This is a genomic window from Spirilliplanes yamanashiensis (assembly GCF_016863475.1).
Lineage (GTDB): Bacteria > Actinomycetota > Actinomycetes > Mycobacteriales > Micromonosporaceae > Spirilliplanes > Spirilliplanes yamanashiensis.
The window spans coordinates 22695-41390 of record NZ_BOOY01000022.1 but is presented as its reverse complement, the minus strand read 5'-3'; the positions used below and the strand labels follow the sequence as shown (position 1 = coordinate 41390).

Annotated in this window: 19 protein-coding genes, 1 pseudogene and 1 riboswitch; of the genes and pseudogenes, 9 read left to right on the top strand and 11 right to left on the bottom strand. The window is 74.6% G+C overall.

Translation table 11 applies throughout. The features are described 5' to 3' along the window. Window position 1: 1 nt before the first annotated feature. From Sya03_RS14805 to Sya03_RS14780, 6 genes are read left to right on the top strand one after another with little or no spacing between them, the layout of a single operon-like run. Complete coding sequence (locus tag Sya03_RS14805; protein WP_203938868.1) at window positions 2–625, top strand: transporter; 624 nt, start codon at window positions 2–4, stop codon at window positions 623–625. Next, entirely contained in the window at window positions 622–942 is a 321-nt protein-coding gene (locus Sya03_RS14800; protein ID WP_203938867.1) for a winged helix-turn-helix domain-containing protein, read from the top strand. The genes Sya03_RS14805 and Sya03_RS14800 overlap by 4 nt, the downstream gene beginning before the upstream one ends. Beyond that, window positions 939–1805, top strand: coding sequence for an ABC transporter ATP-binding protein (locus tag Sya03_RS14795; protein ID WP_203938866.1), 867 nt, complete (start codon window positions 939–941; stop codon window positions 1803–1805). Before Sya03_RS14800 ends, Sya03_RS14795 begins: the two co-directional genes overlap by 4 nt. 2 nt (window positions 1806–1807) lie before the next feature. After that, window positions 1808–2548 (top strand): ABC transporter permease, encoded by a 741-nt coding sequence (locus Sya03_RS14790; RefSeq protein ID WP_203938865.1) that lies wholly within the window; start codon window positions 1808–1810, stop codon window positions 2546–2548. Between the two features lie 13 nt (window positions 2549–2561). Then, window positions 2562–3323, top strand: a complete 762-nt coding sequence (locus Sya03_RS14785) for a VOC family protein (RefSeq protein ID WP_203938864.1) — start codon at window positions 2562–2564, stop codon at window positions 3321–3323. Window positions 3324–3341: 18 nt separating this feature from the next. After that, on the top strand, window positions 3342–4220 hold the full coding sequence (locus Sya03_RS14780) for an LLM class flavin-dependent oxidoreductase (RefSeq protein ID WP_203938863.1): 879 nt from the start codon (window positions 3342–3344) through the stop codon (window positions 4218–4220). A 1-nt stretch (window position 4221) separates the two neighbouring features. On the opposite strand, the gene Sya03_RS14775 is transcribed toward Sya03_RS14780, so the two are convergent. The 10 genes and pseudogenes from Sya03_RS14775 to mqnE all read right to left on the bottom strand — a co-directional run bounded on the left by Sya03_RS14775 (window position 4222) and on the right by mqnE (window position 12706). Beyond that, the gene (locus tag Sya03_RS14775) at window positions 4222–5190 is read right to left on the bottom strand and encodes a phosphotransferase family protein (RefSeq protein WP_203938862.1); all 969 of its coding nucleotides are present in this window, start codon (window positions 5188–5190) and stop codon (window positions 4222–4224) included. A 5-nt stretch (window positions 5191–5195) separates the two neighbouring features. Further along, complete coding sequence (locus Sya03_RS14770) at window positions 5196–5963, bottom strand: ABC transporter ATP-binding protein (RefSeq protein ID WP_203938861.1); 768 nt, start codon at window positions 5961–5963, stop codon at window positions 5196–5198. Next, on the bottom strand, window positions 5960–7024 hold the full coding sequence (locus Sya03_RS14765) for a FecCD family ABC transporter permease (protein WP_203938860.1): 1065 nt from the start codon (window positions 7022–7024) through the stop codon (window positions 5960–5962). Before Sya03_RS14765 ends, Sya03_RS14770 begins: the two co-directional genes overlap by 4 nt. Next, on the bottom strand, window positions 7021–7950 hold the full coding sequence (locus tag Sya03_RS14760; protein WP_203938859.1) for an ABC transporter substrate-binding protein: 930 nt from the start codon (window positions 7948–7950) through the stop codon (window positions 7021–7023). The genes Sya03_RS14765 and Sya03_RS14760 overlap by 4 nt, the downstream gene beginning before the upstream one ends. 117 nt (window positions 7951–8067) lie before the next feature. After that, window positions 8068–8132: riboswitch (cobalamin riboswitch) on the bottom strand. Window positions 8133–8157: 25 nt separating this feature from the next. Beyond that, on the bottom strand, window positions 8158–8880 hold the full coding sequence (gene lepB / locus Sya03_RS14755) for a signal peptidase I (RefSeq protein WP_203938858.1): 723 nt from the start codon (window positions 8878–8880) through the stop codon (window positions 8158–8160). After that, window positions 8877–9278, bottom strand: a complete 402-nt coding sequence (locus tag Sya03_RS14750; RefSeq protein WP_203938857.1) for a PadR family transcriptional regulator — start codon at window positions 9276–9278, stop codon at window positions 8877–8879. The genes lepB and Sya03_RS14750 overlap by 4 nt, the downstream gene beginning before the upstream one ends. Before the next feature lie 84 nt (window positions 9279–9362). Next, window positions 9363–10703 (bottom strand): annotated as a pseudogene (locus Sya03_RS14745) (M14 family metallopeptidase); the annotation flags it as partial. Between the two features lie 120 nt (window positions 10704–10823). Continuing rightward, the gene (locus Sya03_RS14740; RefSeq protein ID WP_203938855.1) at window positions 10824–11090 is read right to left on the bottom strand and encodes a DUF4229 domain-containing protein; all 267 of its coding nucleotides are present in this window, start codon (window positions 11088–11090) and stop codon (window positions 10824–10826) included. A gap of 11 nt (window positions 11091–11101) precedes the next feature. Then, on the bottom strand, window positions 11102–11524 hold the full coding sequence (locus Sya03_RS14735; protein WP_203938854.1) for a hypothetical protein: 423 nt from the start codon (window positions 11522–11524) through the stop codon (window positions 11102–11104). A 12-nt stretch (window positions 11525–11536) separates the two neighbouring features. Further along, window positions 11537–12706, bottom strand: a complete 1170-nt coding sequence (gene mqnE, locus Sya03_RS14730) for an aminofutalosine synthase MqnE (protein ID WP_203938853.1) — start codon at window positions 12704–12706, stop codon at window positions 11537–11539. A gap of 355 nt (window positions 12707–13061) precedes the next feature. Here mqnE and Sya03_RS14725 point away from each other — a divergent pair, with 355 nt between their 5' ends. Then, a complete protein-coding gene (locus Sya03_RS14725; protein WP_203938852.1) occupies window positions 13062–14567 on the top strand; it encodes a C40 family peptidase in 1506 nt (501 codons plus the stop codon). A gap of 230 nt (window positions 14568–14797) precedes the next feature. On the opposite strand, the gene Sya03_RS14720 is transcribed toward Sya03_RS14725, so the two are convergent. Next, a complete protein-coding gene (locus tag Sya03_RS14720; protein WP_203938851.1) occupies window positions 14798–15388 on the bottom strand; it encodes a hypothetical protein in 591 nt (196 codons plus the stop codon). 964 nt (window positions 15389–16352) lie between these two features. Between Sya03_RS14720 and Sya03_RS14715 the strand changes: the two genes are divergently transcribed. Both Sya03_RS14715 and Sya03_RS14710 read left to right on the top strand, forming a co-directional pair. Next, on the top strand, window positions 16353–16859 hold the full coding sequence (locus Sya03_RS14715; protein ID WP_203938850.1) for a hypothetical protein: 507 nt from the start codon (window positions 16353–16355) through the stop codon (window positions 16857–16859). 206 nt (window positions 16860–17065) lie between these two features. After that, window positions 17066–18682, top strand: coding sequence for a DEAD/DEAH box helicase (locus Sya03_RS14710; RefSeq protein WP_203938849.1), 1617 nt, complete (start codon window positions 17066–17068; stop codon window positions 18680–18682). Window positions 18683–18696: the final 14 nt, after the last annotated feature.

Genomic DNA, 18696 nt, shown 5'->3' with positions numbered 1-18696 from the left:
CATGAACCTCGACGACGACAGACCGCCGGCCGACCCGCTCGCCGTCATCGCCCGCGAGCGCGCCACCGCCGAGCGCGGCCTCACCCCCGACCCGCGCATGTTCTCGTGGCCGTGGGGCGTCGCCTGGCTCGTCGGCTTCACCCTGTTCTTCCTGCGGTTCGGCCCCGACGGCCGGGTCTTCGTCGACCTGCCCGGCTGGCTGCCGCTCACCACCCTGCTCGGTCTGATGATCGCCGCCGGCGTCGTCACCGGCGTGGCCGGGGCGCGCGCCGGCCGGCACGTCAGCGGGCCCTCGTCGCGCCAGGGCGCCCTGTACGGGGTGAGCTGGTCCATCGGGTTCGCCGGCATGAGCGTCGTGCTGTCGCAGTTCACCGGGCTGCTCTCCGAGGCCATGTCCGGGCTGCTGTGGGCGGGCGTCATGGTGGGGCTCACCGGCGTCCTGCACATGGCCGGCGGCGCCGCCTTCGACGACCGCCACCTCTTCGTGCTCGGCGCGGGCATCAGCGTCGTCAACGTCGCGGGCGTGCTGGCCGGGCCGGGCTGGCACTCGCTGGTCGTGGCGGTCGCGGGCGGCGGCGGCATGCTGCTGGCCGGCCTGCTCGGCTGGCTGCGGTGGCGCCGGTGACCGAGATCCCCGAGCTCGACCCGGTGATCCACGCCCAGGCGCGGCTGCGGGTGGTGTCGGCGCTGTCCGCGCTGCGCGCCGACGACCGGATCACGTTCCCCCGGCTGCAGGAACTCCTCAAGATGACCGCCGGGAACCTGTCCGTCCACCTGCGCAAGCTCGAGGACGCCGGCTACGTCGAGGTCACCAAGACCCACCAGGGCCGCACCCCGGCCACGCTGGTCCGCCTCACCCTGCGCGGCCGGCTCGCGTTCGACGACTACACCGCCGCCGTCCGGGCGCTGCTCGACGGCGGCACCGCGAAGGAGCAGACGTGATCCTGGCCCGCGCCGAGAAGGTGTCCAAACGCTACGGCGACACGACCGCCGTCGACGGCGTCAGCCTCGACGTCGCCGCCGGTGAGCTGGTCGGGCTCCTCGGCCCGAACGGCGCCGGCAAGTCCACCCTGGTGCAGCTGTTCACCGGCCAGCGCCGGCCCACCGGCGGCCGGGTCGAGCTGTGCGGCGGCGACCCGCGCGACCCCGCTCACCGGCGCCGGCTCGGCGTCACCCCGCAGGAGACCGGGCTGCCGCAGACCCTGCGCGTCGGCGAGGTCGTCGACTTCGTCGCCCGGCACTACGCCGACCCGCTCGGCCGCGCCGAGCTGCTCACCCGCTTCGGCCTCGACGACCTGGTGCGGCGCCAGACCGGCGGGCTGTCCGGCGGCCAGAAGCGGCGGCTCGCCGTCGCGCTGGCGTTCGTCGGCCGGCCGCAGATCGTCTTCCTCGACGAGCCCACCACCGGCCTCGACGTGGAGGCGCGGCGCGCCCTGTGGGACGCGGTGCGCGCCTTCCACGCCGACGGCGGCACCGTCGTGCTGACCAGCCACTACCTGGAGGAGATCGAGGCGCTCGCCACCCGGGCGGTCGTCGTCGGCGGCGGCCGGGTGCTCGCCGACGACACCGTCGACGCCGTCCGCGGCAGCGTCGGCCGCCGCCGCGTGTCGCTCACCGTCGCCGGCGGCGTGCCCGAGCTGCCGGGCGTGCTCGCCGTCGAGACCGAGGGCGACCGCACCCACCTCTACACGGCCGACGCCGACCGCACGGTCCGCGACCTGGTCGCGGCCCGCGTGCCGTTCCACGACCTCGAGGTACGCCCGACGAGCCTCGAAGAGGCCTTCCTGACCCTGACGGCGGTGTGACCGTGAGCCTGACCCTGACCCACGCCCGCTTCCACCTGCTGGAGGCGGTCCGCATCCCGGTCGCGCTCATCGGCAGCGCGTTCTTCCCGGCGGCGTCCATGCTGTTCTTCGTCGTCCCGTTCACCCGCGACGACGCCGTCGGCGCCACCTACGCCACCGCCTCGATGCTCACGTTCACCGTCATGACGACCAACCTGTTCCAGTACGGCATCGGCGTCGCCACCGACCGCGACCAGCCGTGGAGCCCGTACCTGCGGACCCTGCCCAGCGGCCCGCTGCCGTCGTTCGCCGGCCGGATCGTCGCGGGCCTGGCGATGATGCTGCTGTCACTCATTCCCGTGCTGGTCGTCGCCGCGCTGCTCACCCCCGCCACCGTGTCGCCGGGCGGGCTGGTCGCCGGGCTCGGCGCGCTGGTCCTGGCCGCCGTCCCGTTCACCCTCATGGGCCTGGCCATCGGCTACGCCCTGCCGGCCAAGGCCGCGATCGTCGCGGCGCAGGTGCTGTTCCTGCCGCTGGCGTTCGGCGGCGGCCTGTTCACCGGCGGGCCCGGCAACGAGCCCGGCTTCGTCGCCACCGTCGCGCCGTACCTGCCGACCCGCGGCGCCGCCGAGCTGATGTGGGCGGCCGTCACGGACTTCCCGCTCAACGGCACCTCGATGGCCGCGCTGATCGTGTGGACGGTGGCGCTGCTCGGCGCCGCGGTGTGGGCCTATCGGCGGGACGAGGGACGGCGCTTCTCGTGACATGCTCAGGGTCATGGCGCACCCCGAGGCAGGCTTCCCCACCTGGGTGGATCTCGGCACGTCCGACCTGACGGCCGCCACCGCCTTCTACACCGGACTGTTCGGCTGGACCGCGAACGTCTCCCCCGACGAGCAGTACGGCGGCTACACGATCTTCACGCTCGACGGCGCCCCGGTGGCGGGCGCGGGCCCCCTGTTCGCGGCGGGCCAGCCCGTCACCTGGAGCAGCTACTTCGCCGATCCCGACGCGGACGCCACGGCGGACCGCGTCGAGGCGGCCGGCGGCAAGGTCCTGGTGGCCCCGTTCGACGTCGGCGACCAGGGCCGGATGGCCGCCTTCCTGGACCCGGCCGGCGCCCCGTTCAGCGTGTGGCAGGCCGGCACGATGCCCGGCGCCGAACTCTTCGACGCCCCCGGCGCCCTGACCTGGACCGAACTGCTCACCCGTGACGTCGACGGGTCGGTGGCGTTCTACGGCGCGGTGTTCGGCTGGGAGCCGGAGCACAGCGTCATGTCGTACGGCCCGTACACGGTGTGGCGGCTCGGCGGGCGTCCCGTCGCCGCCATGAAGCCGATGCTCGGCCCGGACTGGCCGACGGACCTGCCCGCCCACTGGCTGAGCTACTTCCAGGTGGCCGACTGCGACGCGGCGGTCGCCACGGCCACCGGGCTGGGCGGCAGCGTCGCCACCCCCGCCACCGACTTCGAGTTCGGCCGCTTCGCCGGGTTACGGGACCCGCAGGGCTCCCTCTTCGCGGTGCTGCAGGGCGGCTGATCACGTTAGCCTGCGGTGATGAGCACAGTCGGCGCCATCGTCCTGCCCCAGCTCCCGCCCGAGCGCCTCCTCGACGCCGCCCGCGCGGCCGACGAGGCCGGCCTCGACGAGCTGTGGCTGTGGGAGGACTGCTTCTGGACCAGCGGCCTGTCCGCGGCGGCCGCCATCCTGGGCGCCACCACCCGCGTCCGCGTCGGCGTGGGCCTGCTGCCGGTGCCGCTGCGCAACGTCGCCCTGACCGCCATGGAGATCGCCACCCTGGAGCGCATGTTCCCCGGCCGCGCGATCATCGGCGTCGGCCACGGCGTCCAGTCGTGGATGGGCCAGGTCGGCGAGCGGGTGGCGTCCCCGCTGACGCTGCTGCGCGAGTACACGACGGCGCTGCGCGCCCTGCTGCGCGGCGACCGCCTCACCGTCACCGGCCGCTACGTCAAACTGGACGACGTGGCGCTCGACTGGGCCCCGGTCGACACCAGCGTCCACGTCGGCGCGTCCGGCCCGAAGACGCTGCGCCTGGCCGGCGAGGTCGGCGAGGGCACCCTGCTCACGGCCGCCACCAGCCCGGCCGAGCTGACCACCCTCAAGGCCCGGATCGACGAGGGCCACGCCGCCGCCGGCCGCACCGGCGCCCTGCCCGTGGTCGTCAACGTCCTCGCCGCCACCGGCCCGGACGCCCTCGACCGCGTCACCCGCGAACTGCACCGCTTCGGCGACTCCCCGGACGCCCCGGTCACCGATCTGGCGGTCACGGGCGACGCCGGCGAGGTGGCGGCGGGCCTGCGCCGCTGGTTCGACGCGGGCGCCACGACGGTGCTGCTCCAGCCCGCCCTCGACGAGCCGGACCCGGTGGGGTTCCTGCGCTTCGCGGCCCGGGAGGTCGCCCCGCTGCTGCGCTGAGTCAGGGCCCGACGGCGGCGAGCGCCTGCGTGATGTTCCACTCGGCCAGGTCGAGCATCCACTGCCGGTCGGGGAAGTCGGTGTCCGCTATCCGCAGCGGGCCCTCGATCAGGGACAGCACCTGCGCGTACCGGTACAGCTCCAGCCGGTGCGGGTCGAGCTCGACCGGACGCAGCCGCGGGTACGCGTCGCCGAACCGCATCCGCAGCCACGCGTGCTCCCACTCGACGTCGAACCACGTCAGGCCCTCGATGTCGATGAGCACGGGCTCCCCGGCGGGCGTGACGAGGACGTGGTCGGGCCCCAGCTCGCCGTGCACCAGCCCGTACGTGCTGCGGGCCTGAACCGCGGCGCGCAGCCGCCGCACGTGCCCGGCGATCCGGTCGTGGGCGTCGGCCATCCGGGCGTCGCGGGCGGCGACGGCGCGCAGGTGCAGCAGCGCCCGGTCCACGACGATGTCCTCGGCGGACCGGGACGAGCGGGGAGCGCCGGCGAGCCGGCCCGGGTGCGGGCCGGGCGTGGTGTGCATCCGGCGCAGGGCGTCCCCGAGCGCGGCCAGCGGCGCGGCGGCGGCGGCCGGGTCGCGCTCCAGCAGGGCTTCCAGCTTCACCGCCCCGGCGTCCTCCGTGAGCGCGATGTCGGCGCCGAGGTGCCGGCCCGTGCGGTCGAGCAGCAGCAGGTGCGGCACCCGCACGCCCGCGGCGGTCAGGGCGGTGTGGGCGGTGGCGAACAGGTCCGCGCCGGACGCGTCGGTGAACGGGTCGTCGGGCACGGCCGGCGACGGCGGCCAGTAGTTCTCGCCGGGCGCCCACACGTAGAGGACGGCGGTCGTCCCGTCGTCCAGCCGGAGCCGGTAGACGCCCTTCCTGGTGCCGCCGGTGAGCCGGTCCAGCCCGACGAGCCGCCGGCCGGTGCCGAACTGCCCGGCGACGAGGTCGCGCACGTCGTCCGGCCGCAGGAACGTCCGCACGGCCGTCAGCCCCGCACCGGCACGACGAGCGGGCCGTGGTCGCCCGGGATGACGCGGACGCGGACCCGGTAGTGCTCGGCCAGCAGGGTCTCGGTCAGCACGTCGGCGGGCGGTCCGGCCGCCGCCACCCGGCCGTCGGCGAGCAGGACGAGGCGGTCGGCGTACTCGCCGGCGGTGGTGAGGTCGTGCATGGTAGCCAGGACGGTCAGGCCGTTCTCGCGGCGCAGCCGGTCGACGAGTTCCAGGACCTCCTGCTGGTGGCCGATGTCGAGGGCGCTGGTCGGCTCGTCGAGCAGCAGGACGGAGGCGCCCTGGGCGAGGGCGCGGGCGAGGAACACGCGCTGGCGTTCGCCGCCGGACAGGGTCTCCAGGCGGCGGCTCGCGAAGGGCTCCAGGTCGAGGCGGCGCAGGACATCGTGGACGGCGGTCAGGTCGGCGGCGGACTCGCGGCCCAGCGGCGCGATGTACGGGGTGCGGCCGAGCAGCACGTAGTCGAGGACGGCCATGCCGGGCGGGACGACCGGGGACTGGACGACGGTGGCGACGCGGCGGGCGCGGGCGCGGCGGGCGAGCCGGCCGAGTTCCGTACCGGCGATGGTGACCGTGCCCGTGAAGGGCAGCAGGCCGCCGACGGCGCGCAGCAGCGTGGACTTGCCGGCGCCGTTCGGGCCGATGACGGTGACCCACTCGCCGGCGGCGACGGTGAGGTCGACGCCGTGCAGGATGGGCGTGCCGTCGAGGGCGACGCGCAGGCCGGTGACGTGGACGGTCATGTGGTCCGCCCGCCCATGCTGCGCAGCACCAGCACGAAGAACGGGGCGCCGAGGAACGCGGTGACCACGCCGATGGGGATCTCGGCCGGGGTGGCGACGGTGCGGGCGACGAGGTCGGTGAGGGTGAGGAACGCGCCGCCGAACAGCACCGACAGCGGCAGCAGGACGCGGTGCGACGCCCCGGCGAGCATGCGCAGGGTGTGCGGGACGATGATGCCGACGAAGCCGATCAGGCCGGAGACGCTGACGGCCGCCGCGGTGCCGAGCGAGGCGGCGGCGAGCAGCACGAGCCGGGCACGCTGGGGGTGCAGGCCGAGGGCGGTGGCCTCCGCGTCGCCGACGCCGAGCACGTCGAGGACGCGGCGGTGGGCGAGCACGACGGCGGCGGTGACGACGGCGTACGGCAGGACCATGCGCACGTCGTGCCAGCCGGCGGTGGCGAGGCGGCCGAGCAGCCAGGAGTACACCTCGCGCAGGCTGTCGACGTGGCGCTGCATGAGGTACGTCTGGGCGGCGTCGAGGAACGCCGACACGGCGACGCCGGCCAGGATGAGCGTGGCGGGGCTGCGGCCGCGCCCGCCCGCGACGCCGAGCAGGTAGGTGAGCCCGACCGCGCCGACGGCGCCGACGAACGCGGCGACGGGCACGCCGACGGGCAGGTTGGTGGTGGCGTCGCCGGCGGCCACCCGCCCGGCGATGACGGCGGTGACGCCGAGGCCCGCGCCGGAGGCGACGCCGAGCAGGTGCGGGTCGGCGAGCGGGTTGCGGAACACGCCCTGGTAGGCGGTGCCGGCCAGGGCGAGCATCCCGCCGACGATGAGCCCGAGCACGACGCGCGGCAGGCGCAGCTCGGTGATGATGGCGACCTCGCGTTCGGTGAGGCCGCTGTCGATGCGTACCCCCGGCAGGAGGTTGAGCAGTTCGGCGGCGACGCTGCCCGGCGGCAGCGTGACCGGCCCGAACGCCAGCCCGGCCAGCGCGGCCGCGACGACCGCGACCGCACCGGCCACCAGCCAGAGCGGTCGCAGTCGCGCGGGACGCGCGGCCGGGCCGAGCGTCACGCGGGGACCTTGGCCACCGCGTCGGCGACGGTGCGGACGAGGTCGACGACGCGGGGGCCCCAGCGGGACGCGATGTCGTCGTCGAGCTCGACGATCTGCCCGGTCTTCACCGCGGTGATGCCGGCCCAGCCCTTGCGGGCCTTGACCGTGGCGGCGGACTGCTGGCAGCACTTGGTGTCGGCGAGGAAGATGACGTCCGGGTCGGCGCCGACGAGCGCCTCCTGCGACAGCTGCGGGTAGCCGCCCGCCTTGTTGTCGGCGTCGGCCGCGTCGGCGACGCTCTGCAGGCCCAGCGAGCTCATGATCGAGCCGACGAACGTCTTCGACGTCACCGAGTAGTAGGTGGGGTCGAGCTCGTAGTAGTAGCTGAGCGGCTCGGCGCGCTGCGGCAGCCCGGCCGTGATCTTGGTGATGTCGTCCTTCATGCGCTGGGTCAGCGCGGCCGCCTCGGCCGGGTGCCCGGTGAGGGCGCCCAGCTCGGTGATCTGCCGGTAGGTGTCGTCGAGCGTGGTGGCGGCGGGCGCCACGAACGTGGGCACCTTCAGCGCGGTGAGCTGCTCGACGACCCGGTTGGTGTCGGTGGACAGCACGACCAGGTCGGGCTGGCGGGACGCGACGGACTCGGCGTTCGGCTTGAAGCCGGACAGGTCGGTGACGGGCGTCCCGGCCGGGTACGTCGACTGGTCGTCGACGGCCGCGACCTGCGGCCCGGCGCCGATGGCGAAGAGCATCTCGGTCACCGTCGGCGACAGCGAGATGATCTTCTCCGGCCGGGCCGCGAGGGTCACGGTGCCGACGGTCACGGGGTACGCGGCCGCGGCACTGCTGGCCCCCGTGGCGGGCGGGTCGTTGCGCGCCGGGTCGGCGCAGCCGGTCGCCGTGAGCGCGAGCGCGGCGGCGAGGGCGAGGGCGGTTCTTCTACGCACGGTGCTGGTCCTCCTGTCGGCCGAGGCGGTTGCTTCGCCGACAGGCGTCGGAGTGCGGCGCCCGCCTGCGAGGCGCCCTTTCCCCGAGAGCGCGGTTCGCGACCGCGCCGCAGGCGACCTGGCTGGGCCCCCGGTCGGCGAGGGCCTTCACAGTTGCGGGACAGCGCCGGATTCGCACCGGCTTCGCTGGGAGCGGTCACCCGCACGCTATCCCAGCGGCCACGCCACCCCGAGGGCGGTGCCGAAGACCGTGTCCTGCGGTACGAAACCGTCCCGGCGGGAATCGTGGGAGACCTCGCGGTGGTCGCCCAGCACGTACAGGGCGCCCGCCGGCACGGTGACCGGCGCGCACTCGGTGACGGTGCCGGGCGTGAGGTACGGCTCGTCGACGGGGGCGCCGTCGCGCAGCAGCCGGCCGTCGCGGCACTCCAGGCGGTCGCCGGGCAGCCCCAGGACCCGCTTAACGGACGAGCGCCCCCGCTGCTCGTACAGGACGACGTCGCCGCGGTCGACGCCGGCGTGGTGGCTGAGCTTCTCGACGGCCACCCGGTCGCCGATCGTGAGCGTGGGCTGCATGGAGCCGGACGGGATGTAGACGAACTGCAGCACCCACAGCCGGACGACGACGGCGAGCACCCCGACGAGCGCCAGGGTGAGCCCGACGGCCCGCCACGGCCGGTGGACGGCCGGCGCGCCGGTGGCGGCGCGGGTGCGGCGCTCGCGCAGTGCGGCCCGGACGCCGCCGGCGGTCCAGCGCAGCGCCTCCCAGCGGCCGGTGGTCTGGTCGAACTCGCGCAGCACCGCCTCGCCCCACGGGCCGCCCTCGGCCCGCCGCCCGCGCACGGCGAGGGTGAGCACGGCTCGGGCGGCGGCGCGCAACGGGTCGTGGCGCTCGGCGGCGGCCGGGCGGGTGGCGGCGGGCGTGGTCACGCGACCACCTCGCCCGCGCGGCCGCCGTCGGCGCCGCCGGTCAGGGCCGCGCGGAACCGGGCCAGGCCGAACGCCGCGCCCCCGGGCGCCGCCGGTCCGAGCCGGCGGGCGGCGGGCGCGCGCTCGGCGGCCGCCGCGAGCCGCTGCCGGGCGAGGGCGGCGCCGTCCGAGGTCAGCCGGTACGTGTGCCGCGGCGGCCGGCCGGGCTCGTCGGACGGCTCCCAGCCGGTCTCCAGCAGCTGCTGGTCGGCGAGCCGCATGAGCAGTGGGTAGAGGGTGCCGCTGGCGAGGCCGGTCTCGCGGCTGAGGTCGTAGCCGTAGCGCCAGCGGGCGGCGTCGGCGAGCAGCGCGTCGAACAGCCGCAGCGTCTGCGGCGAGGTGTGCGGTCGGCGGGGCATGGCCGAAACTCTACATAACTCGACTATCGAGCGGAAGAGAGCCCCGCGCACCCGGCGCGGGGCTCTCTGCTCAGCCGTGCGTCAGCAGTACTGGGCCTGCTTGCCGATCACCTTGTACGCGCAGTCCGCGGCCTCGGCCAGCAGCAGCACCGCCTCGCGGTTGCGCGTCGTCTCCCGGGTGATGACGCTCGCCGGCGGGTAGAAGCCGCCCGCCGACGCGCTGCGCGGGTACAGCTCGAACGTGAAGTGGAAGATCTTGTGCGTCCCCCACATCCAGTCGAGCAGGTCGCCGTCCGTGACGTACAGGTCGCTCGACTGCTGCGGCGTGTAGCCGTTCGTCGCCGCCATCGACCGGCCCAGCGTCCGGAACGTGTTGTTCTGGTCCGCCGACATGCCCGTCGACGTGTCCGCCGTCGTGTGCCCGTACGGCCAGAGCACCAGCTCCGAGTACGTGTGGAAGTCGATGCCCGCCTTGATCTGCTGCACCCCGCCCACGACCCGGCTGTTCACGAAGTCGCGGACCACCCGGGTCTCCGGCGCCGAGAACGACGACGGGCCGCGGTACGTGTCCGACGACGTCGAACCCGACGAGCCGCCGCAGCAGCCCCAGCGGTACGAGTAGTTGCGGTTCAGGTCGGTGCCCACGTAGGACGAACCCGTGTTCGGCTGGCGGTTCTTGCGCCACGACCGGTACGAGCCGGTGGCGATGTCGTACTCGCTGCCGTCCGGGTTGACCTGCGGGATGATCCAGATCTCGCGGCTGTTCACGATGTTGCGGATCCGGGTGTCGCTGGCGTAGCTCGACGTGTACAGGTTCAGCAGGTAGACCGCCATCTCGGTGGTCAGGTGCTCCCGCGCGTGGTGCTGGGCGTCGTACAGGACCTCGGGCTCGTTCTCGTCCGTCGCCACGTTGTCCGAGATCTTGACCGCGACGATGTCCCGGTTCTGGTACGACTTGCCGATCACCCGCTTCTGCGCGATCGCCGGGTACGCCGCCACCACCGAGTTCACCTTCGCCTGCAGCTCGGCGTAGTTGTGGAACGCGGCGTCACGCGACGGGAAGTCCCGCGTCGACGGCGCCCGGTCCGCGCTCGGCGCCTTCTGCCCGTGCCCCGCCGCGGGCAGCGCCCGCACCTCGAAGCCCAGCGCGCGGATCTTCGCCACCTCGGCGGACGTCGCCGTGATCTCCACGACGCCGTGCTCCACCGCGTCGATCGCGGCGCCGCTGGCGGCCACCGCGTTCACCTGGTCGCGGGTGCGCGCGTCGTACACCTCGTACGCGGCGGATGCGTCACCCCGAGGCGCTCCGGGCTGCGCTGGTTGAGCGGCCACCGGAGCGCTGCCGACGGCGGTCAGGCCGACCGCGGCGACAGCGGCCAGCACGGTTGCCCGAGTCAGTGCCTTACGGGACACACGGGATCTCATGCGCGGACCTCCTGGGGGTGAGGGGCCTTCGTGAGGCGTGCGCTCACTGCACCATCAGGCGGTGATCACCACAACATGCCGAACTGATCGTCCCGCGGTGTTATGCATCCGCGTCGATGGTCAGGCCTGCGGCTTGTCGTCCTCGCCGGCCAGCGCCGCGCGCAGCTTCTCCTTCTCCTCGCGGCGCTTCACGACCGCCTCCGCCAGCTGGTCGTTCATCTCCTCGCGCCACCGGCGCAGCAGGAAGAACGACAGCACGGCGCTGATGACCAGCGCCACCATCGCCTTGACGAAGATGTTCTCCACCAGCGGGATCGGCAGCGTCGCCGCGAACACGGCGGCGAAGATGCCCAGTCGGCCCAGTGTGTACTTCAGCGCCGGACTCATGACGACCCTCCTCAGCCCGCCCGGTCGCGCAGCGACCGCAGGCCGTAGAACCAGATCAGGGCGTAGAACACGCTCGTGCCGGCGGCGCCCGCGGCGCCGCTGACCAGCGGCGGGAACGACTGCGCGACGGCGCCCGCCACCGTCATGCCGACACCGACGCCGAAGCCCGCCGCCAGGATCGCGACGACGATGCGGCGGCCGCCGTAGCCCACCGCCCGGAACTCCTCGACGAACGTCCACGCCGGCAGCAGCACCGCCAGCCAGCCGCTCGCCTGGCCGAAGCGCGACAGCTGCAGCACCGACATCACGGCCTCGAACAGCAGCAGGACGGCCACGCCGACGAGCAGGCCCGCCAGCACCACCCCGAGCAGGTCGGAGATGGAGGCGATGCGCCCCTCGGCGTCGCGTCGCGGGTACGTGCGGGTCTCGGTCATGACGGGACGAGACTACGCCCAGACCTGCTGCGGCTCGCTGCGGCGGTCCGCCAGCGACACCGGCCGGTCGTACTCGCGCACGACCTCGTAGCGGGTGTTGCGCTCGACCGGCTGGAAACCGGCGTCCCAGATGAGGTTGAGCAGGTCCTCGCGGTGCATCGTGTTCGGCGTGCCGTACGAGTCGGCGTCGTGGGTGATCTTGTACTCCACCACCGAGCCGTCCAGGTCGTCCACGCCGAAGTTCAGCGACAGCTGCGCCACCGACAGGCCGTGCATGACCCAGAAGCACTTCACGTGCGGCACGTTGTCGAACATCAGCCGGGACACCGCGAACGTCTTCAGCGACTCGGCCGGCGCCGCCATCGTCGTCTGCGCCTGGATGCGGTTGCGGACCTTGCCGTCCGCCGAGTCGACGAAGTCGTGCTGGTAGCGCAGCGGGATGAAGACCGCGAAGCCGCCCGTCTCGTCCTGCAGCTCCCGCAGGCGCATGACGTGGTCGACGCGGTGCCGCGGCTCCTCGATGTGGCCGTACAGCATCGTCGCCGGCGTCTTCATGCCCTTCTCATGGGCCAGCCGGTGGATGCGCGACCAGTCCTCCCAGTGGCAGGCGTGGTCGACGATGTGCTGCCGGACCTCCCAGTCGAAGATCTCCGCGCCGCCGCCGGTCAGCGACTCCAGGCCGGCGTCCATCAGCTCGTCGAGGATCTCGCTCGCCGGCAGGCCGCTGATCTTCTCGAACCACTGCACCTCGGTGGCGGTGAAGCACTTCAGCTTGACGTTCGGCAGCGCCGCCTTCAGCTCGCGCAGCACCTTCGGGTAGTAGCGCCACGGCAGCGTCGGGTGCAGGCCGTTGACGATGTGCAGCTCGGTGAGCTGCTCGTCCTCCATCTCCTTGGCCTTGCGGACGGCCTCGTCGATGCGCATCGTGTACGCGTCCTTCTCCCCCGGCTTGCGCTGGAAGGAGCAGTACGCGCAGCTCGCGGAGCACACGTTCGTGAGGTTGAGGTGCCGGTTGACGTTGAACATCACCCGGTCGCCGTTCAGCTCGGTGCGCTTGTGGTGCGCCAGGCGGCCGAGCCAGGCCAGGTCGTCGGACGCGTACAGCGCCTCGCCGTCCGCACGGCTCAGGCGGGCCCCCTCGTAGACCTTGGCCTCGAGGTCGCGCTTCAGCCCGGCGTCCATGTGTGCCCCTCTCCATCCGCTCGGTCCGAGCCTACGTCCGGGGTGCGACGGGACGCGCCCGCGGAGCCGGAGGGCGGCGAACCTCACGACGGATCCACGACACTTCGCCCGATACGTCCCAATGCTGAAGGATTCTCAGCTTCCTTTCACCCGGATCGGATCGACAGCCGTCGTGTCGGTGGGGTAAACCCTTGAGGGGGGAACGAGACAAGCGCCGGCGTTCGGAGACCCGTGTTTCGGGGACGGGTCGACACACCGGTGGTCGCGGACGGGGAGCGCATTGACCACAGGCAGCAGGGGACGGCACCGGACGGCACGCCGGCGGGCAGGCACACCCGCACTGCGCCGCCCCGCGATGCTGTCCGCCGCCGCCGTCGCCGCCCTCAGCGTCTTCCTGTCGCCGCTGCCCGCCCTGGCCGCCCCGACCGACCCCATCGGCGTGCCCGACAGCGGCTCCCGGCCCGCCCCCGCCGGCGCCCTCCAGCTGCCCGGCACCAGCGCGCCCACCATCACCACCCCCGTCACCACCATCGCCACCACGCCGCTGCTCGCCAAGGTCGAGAAGCAGCGCGACAAGGTCGCCGCCCTCGGCGACCGCCTGCTGGAGCTGCGCGAACAGCAGGCGATCGCCCGCCAGGCCGCCGCCACCGTCGACACCCGGTACGCCGCCGCCGACGCCGCCCTCCAGGCCGCCAGGGCCGAGGCCGCCGCGGCCGCCGCCGCCTCCCTGCGCGAGTCGGCCGCCATGCCCGACGCCGAGTACGGCTCCCGCTGGCACGGCCTCGGCTCGCTGTCGCGCATCCAGCGCGGCGAGACCGCCGGCCGCGACGCCGCCGCCCGCCACCTGGCCCTCGCCGAGCAGGCGTACCGCCTCGTCGACACCGAGAAGCGCACCGCCGCCGCCCGCAACCAGGCCCTGTACCAGCAGTACGACAAGACGGACGCCGACTACCGCAAGCAGGCCGCCGCCCTCACCAAGCTCGAGCAGGACAACGCCGCGCAGATCGCCATCGACGAGGCGGTCATCGAGCAGCGCGAACAGAACCTCGGCGAGCGCTACGTCATCGGCGGCGACCTCGACGGCAAGGGCGCCCACCCGTCCGCCATCAAGGCGGTCACCTACGCGCTCGGCCAGCTCGGCGACATGTACCTGTGGGGCGCCGAGGGCCCGGACCGCTTCGACTGCTCCGGCCTCATGCTCGCCGCCTACATCGACGCCGGCTACCGCAAGCTGCCCCGGGTCTCCCGCCACCAGTACTGGGCCACCCGCGCCAACACCGTCAACCCCGAACAGCTCGTCCCCGGCGACCTGCTGTTCTTCTCCTCCAGCAACAGCTGGACCGACATCCACCACGTCGCCATGTACATCGGCAACGGGCAGATGGTCGAGGCGCCCCGCTCCGGCGTCCCCGTGCGCGTCACCACCGTGCGCTGGTCCCGCCTGTTCGCCGCCACCCGCATCTACGGCGCCGTCGACGAGCCCGTGAAGCCGCCGGCCATCCCCACCACCCCGCGCCCCGGCACCACCGCCACGGCGAAGCCGCCGACGTCGGCCACCCCGAAGCCCGGCACCACCTCGCCGTCGCCCAAGCCGACCACCGGCTCCCCCAGCCCCAAGCCGACGACGCCGAAGCCGACCACCCCGTCGCCGACCCCGTCGCCCACCGACCCGACCCCCACGACCGACCCCACGCCGACCACCGGCACGCCGTCCGGCGACGCCTCGGCGAGCGGTCCCGCCTCGGGGTCGGCATCCAGCTCGGCGTCCGGCTCGGCGTCGGGCTCGGCGTCGGGCTCCGCCTCCCGGTCCGCCTCGGGCGCCGCGTCCCGCTCGGCCTCCGCGGACGCCTCCGACCGGTGACCCGCGGGGTGTGATCTTCGGCCGGGATGTGGCACGGTAAGGACAGGAAGCGCCTGCGCCCGGCTGCCCCGTCCCGCGGCCGGCTCGGCGGTGGTGGGAGGCCCCATGCACAAGCACCAGCCGGCACCGGACGACAGCGGGGAACTCCCCCCGCTCGCCGCCCTGCCCCCGGTCGGCACACCCGCGCCCGCACCCGCCCCCGCTCCCCTTGCCGCGGATGAATCGGACGTCTACGAGCTGCCGGCGCCGCCGCCTCCGGGCGCCCTGTGGGCCGGCAATGCCCCATCGACGGACACCTCCACCGACTCCGCCACGCCGGGGACTCCGCCTTCTTCCTCCAGCGCTGCCCTGTCGGGTCTGCCCTCGGCCGCGGAGCCGGGCGCTCCGGTGTCGGGTGCGCCGGTGGGTGAGGGGCCGGTGAGTTCTTCGGTGAGTGCTTCTTCGGTGAGTGCTTCTTCGGCGAGTGCCGCGCCCGACAGCGCCGCGCCCGTGAGTGCCGCGCCGGACAGCGCCGCGCCGGTGAGTGGCTCGCCGTTCAGTTCCTCGCCCGTCAGCGCCGCGCCGGTCAGCTCCGCCCCCGTGAGCGCCGCGCCCGTCAGTGCCGTGCCCGGGGAGGCCGGGTCCGTGAGCGGGCGGGTGCGGGTTCCCGGTGGGGTGGACGGTGGTGAGCTGCCGCCCGGTGAGGGCACGCGGCCCGTGCCGCACACGTACCGGTCAGGCGAGGTTGGCGGGTCGTCCGGGCAGACGCGGGCTACCGCCTCCGTGCCCGGGGCCAGTCCCGTGGACAGCCGGATCGACGCCGCCGGGATCCGCGCCCTCACCGAGAGCACCGGGCAGGCGAAGCTGTACCGCGCCGGTGGGCTCTCCGCCGCCGCCCAGGCCAACGGCCGCCCGGCCCCGGCCGACGACAAGCCCGCCACGGCCGGCAGCAGCGCGGCCGGGTCGGCGAACGGGTCCGCCCCGCGGCTCAGTGTGAAGAACGAGGGGGCCGACTGGTTCGCCGGCCGGACCGCGGGTTCGGCGGCCGCTGAGGAGGGCGCCGCCGATGGCGCGGCTCAGCCTTCCGAGCCGGGCCCGTCGCCCGCGCCGATCCCCGAGCCGACGCCCACGCCGGTGCCGCCGCCCGCGCCGGTTCCCGGGCCCGGGCCTGCCCCGAAGCCGGTGCCCGCGCCCGAACCGGAGCCCGCCCCGGTCCCGCACCCGGCACCCGAGCCGGGCCCGGCGCCCCACCCGGAGCCGGCCCCGGATCCCGGACCGTCGCCCACCCCGGGCCCGGCCCCGAGCCCGGCGCCGCCGGTCCCCGGCCCCACCCCACCCGGCCCGGGCCCGACACCGCCAGGCCCGGGCCCCACACCGCCAGGCCCGGGCCCCACACCGCCCGGACCCGGCCCGACACCGCCCGGACCCGGCCCGATGCCGCCGACCCCGCCAGGCCCCGGCCCGGTGCCGCCGACACCGCCGGTCCCCGGCCCGACACCGCCCGGTCCAGGACCGGACCCGACGCCGCCCGGACCGGGACCGGACCCGGTGCCGCCGGGCCCCGGACCGAGCCCCGTGCCTCCGGGCCCCGGCCCCAGCCCCGTACCGCCGGGCCCCGGCCCAGGACCGGTGCCGCCCGGACCGGGACCCATGCCGCCCATGCCCCCCATGCCCGTCATCGCCGGGCATGCCGGGTCGCGGGGTGGTTCCGGTGGTGGTGGGGTTGCGGGCGTCGGGGAGGATCGGCGCGAGCCGTCCGTGCCGGGGCGGTCCGAGGCGCCGTTGTCGAGAAGTGGAAGTTCGTTCGTGACCGAATCACAGCCGCCGGCCGCGCTGCCGTCGTACTCGATGCCGCCGGCGGCGCCGACCAGCGGGCAGCCGCGCATCTACCAGTCGACCGGCGCGTGGCCGGCGGTCGGCGGGGCCCGCCAGGGCCAGGGCCAGGGCCAGGCGCAGGCGACGGCGGAGCCGGACGCGACGCGCACCCAGGTGGTGCGGGCGCCGGAGGCGACGCAGGTGGTGCCGGCGCAGCGGGGGACCGTCTACGAGGCGGGCGAGCTGGAGGTCGGCGACCGGACCATGGCGGTGCCGACGCATGCCTACCACGACGCGGTGGAGAACACCGGGTCGCTGACGGGGCACATCCTGAACCAGGGTTGGTCGGACATCGGTCAGCAGCAGTCGAGCCGCAACAACCGCAAGGTCGTCATCATCATGGCGGTGGTGCTGTTGGCGCTGGTCGGCATCAGTGTGATCGCGGTGCTGGCGGCCGGGAACATGATGTCGGGGCTGTTCGGCGGGTTCGGCCAGTAGCGGCCGGGGCGGGTGAGTCCTGCCACGACCGGGTGGAATGCGAACCGTCCGAGTTGCGTTGACCCGTACACTGTTCCGAGTTATTCATTCGGCGTGGGCACACGGCCCCGCCACCGGGCGCATCTGCGGGCGATCAGCGGCAAACCTCACCTCCCCCAAGCCGCGGCGGGCCACATGCGGGATTGCGCCCCCGTAGAGAGGTTCCGTTGAGCATTTTCGCTGACCCCAGCACGTTCCCGTCCGTTCTCGACACCCCCGTCGAGGCCGCGGACAGCATCCAGACAGACCTTCCGGAGACGGCGGCCCCGGCGACGGCGAGCTTCGGCGACTTCGGCCTGCCCCGCGACCTGGTGCGGGCGCTGGCGCGGGAGGGCATCACCACCCCGTTCGACATCCAGTCCGCCACGATCCCGGACGCGGTCGCGGGCCGCGACGTGCTCGGCCGCGGGCAGACGGGCTCCGGCAAGACGCTGGCGTTCGGGCTGCCGGTGCTGGCCCGCGTCGCCCAGGGCGGCAAGGCCGCCCCGCACCACCCGAAGGCGCTGATCCTGGTCCCGACGCGCGAGCTGGCCATGCAGGTCAACGACGCGCTGCTGCCGCTCGGCAAGTCGATCGGCGTGTTCCTGAAGACCGCGGTCGGCGGCGTGCCGTACGACCGGCAGCTGGACGCGCTGCGCCGCGGCGTCGAGGTCATGGTGGCGACGCCGGGCCGGCTGAAGGACCTGATCGAGCGGGGCGCGTGCAGCCTCGACGAGATCGAGGTCACGGTGCTGGACGAGGCCGACCAGATGGCCGACATGGGCTTCCTGCCCGAGGTGACCGAGCTGCTGGAGAAGACCCCGGAGGGCAGCCAGCGGCTGCTGTTCTCGGCGACGCTCGACGGCGACGTGGACGCCCTGGTGAAGCGGTTCATGACGGACCCGGTGACGCACTCGACGGCCCCGGCCGAGGCGAGCGTCACGACGATGGAGCACCACGTCCTGCTGATCCCGCCGCAGGACAAGTTCAAGGTGACGGCGGCGATCGCGTCGCGGCCGGGCAAGACGATGGTGTTCGCCCGCACCCAGCTCGGCGTGGACCGCCTGGTGGGTCAGCTGCGGGAGGTCGGCGTCCGGGCGGGTGCCCTGCACGGCGGCAAGACGCAGCGGGTGCGCACCCGCACGCTGGCCGAGTTCAAGGAGGGCCGGACGAACGTGCTGGTCGCCACCGACGTGGCCGCCCGCGGCATCCACGTCGACGGCGTCTCGCTGGTCGTGCACGTGGACCCGCCGAAGGACCCGAAGGACTACCTGCACCGGGCGGGCCGCACGGCGCGCGCGGGCGAGTCGGGCGCGGTGGCGACGCTGGTGCTGCCGAAGCAGCGGCGCAGCACGATCTCGATGATGGAGAAGGCCGGCGTGGAGCCGTCGCAGCTGCGCTGCAAGGCGGGCGACGAGTCGCTGGCCGCGCTGACCGGGGCCCGCGAGCCCAGCGGCGTGCCGGTGAAGGAGGAGCCGGAGCCGCAGCGCCGCCCGCGCCGCGACGCCGGTGACCGCCCGCGCGGCCGCTTCCAGGACCGCGACCGGGGCGGGCACGCCCCGCGCAGCGGCGGCGACCGCCCGTGGGCGGACCGGCCGCGCGGCGAGCGCACGTACGGTGACAAGCCGTTCGGCGGCGACCGGGCCGGGTTCGGTGGGGGCGAGCGGCGGTTCGCCGACCGGGTCCGCACCGAGCGCACCGACCGGCCGGCGGCCGGCGCCCGCTTCGACGGTCCGCGCGCCGCGGCCCGCCCGGAGGGTGGCCGGTTCGAGCAGGACCGCCGCCGCCCGGCGCGCACGCACTGACGCGACAGTCGCAC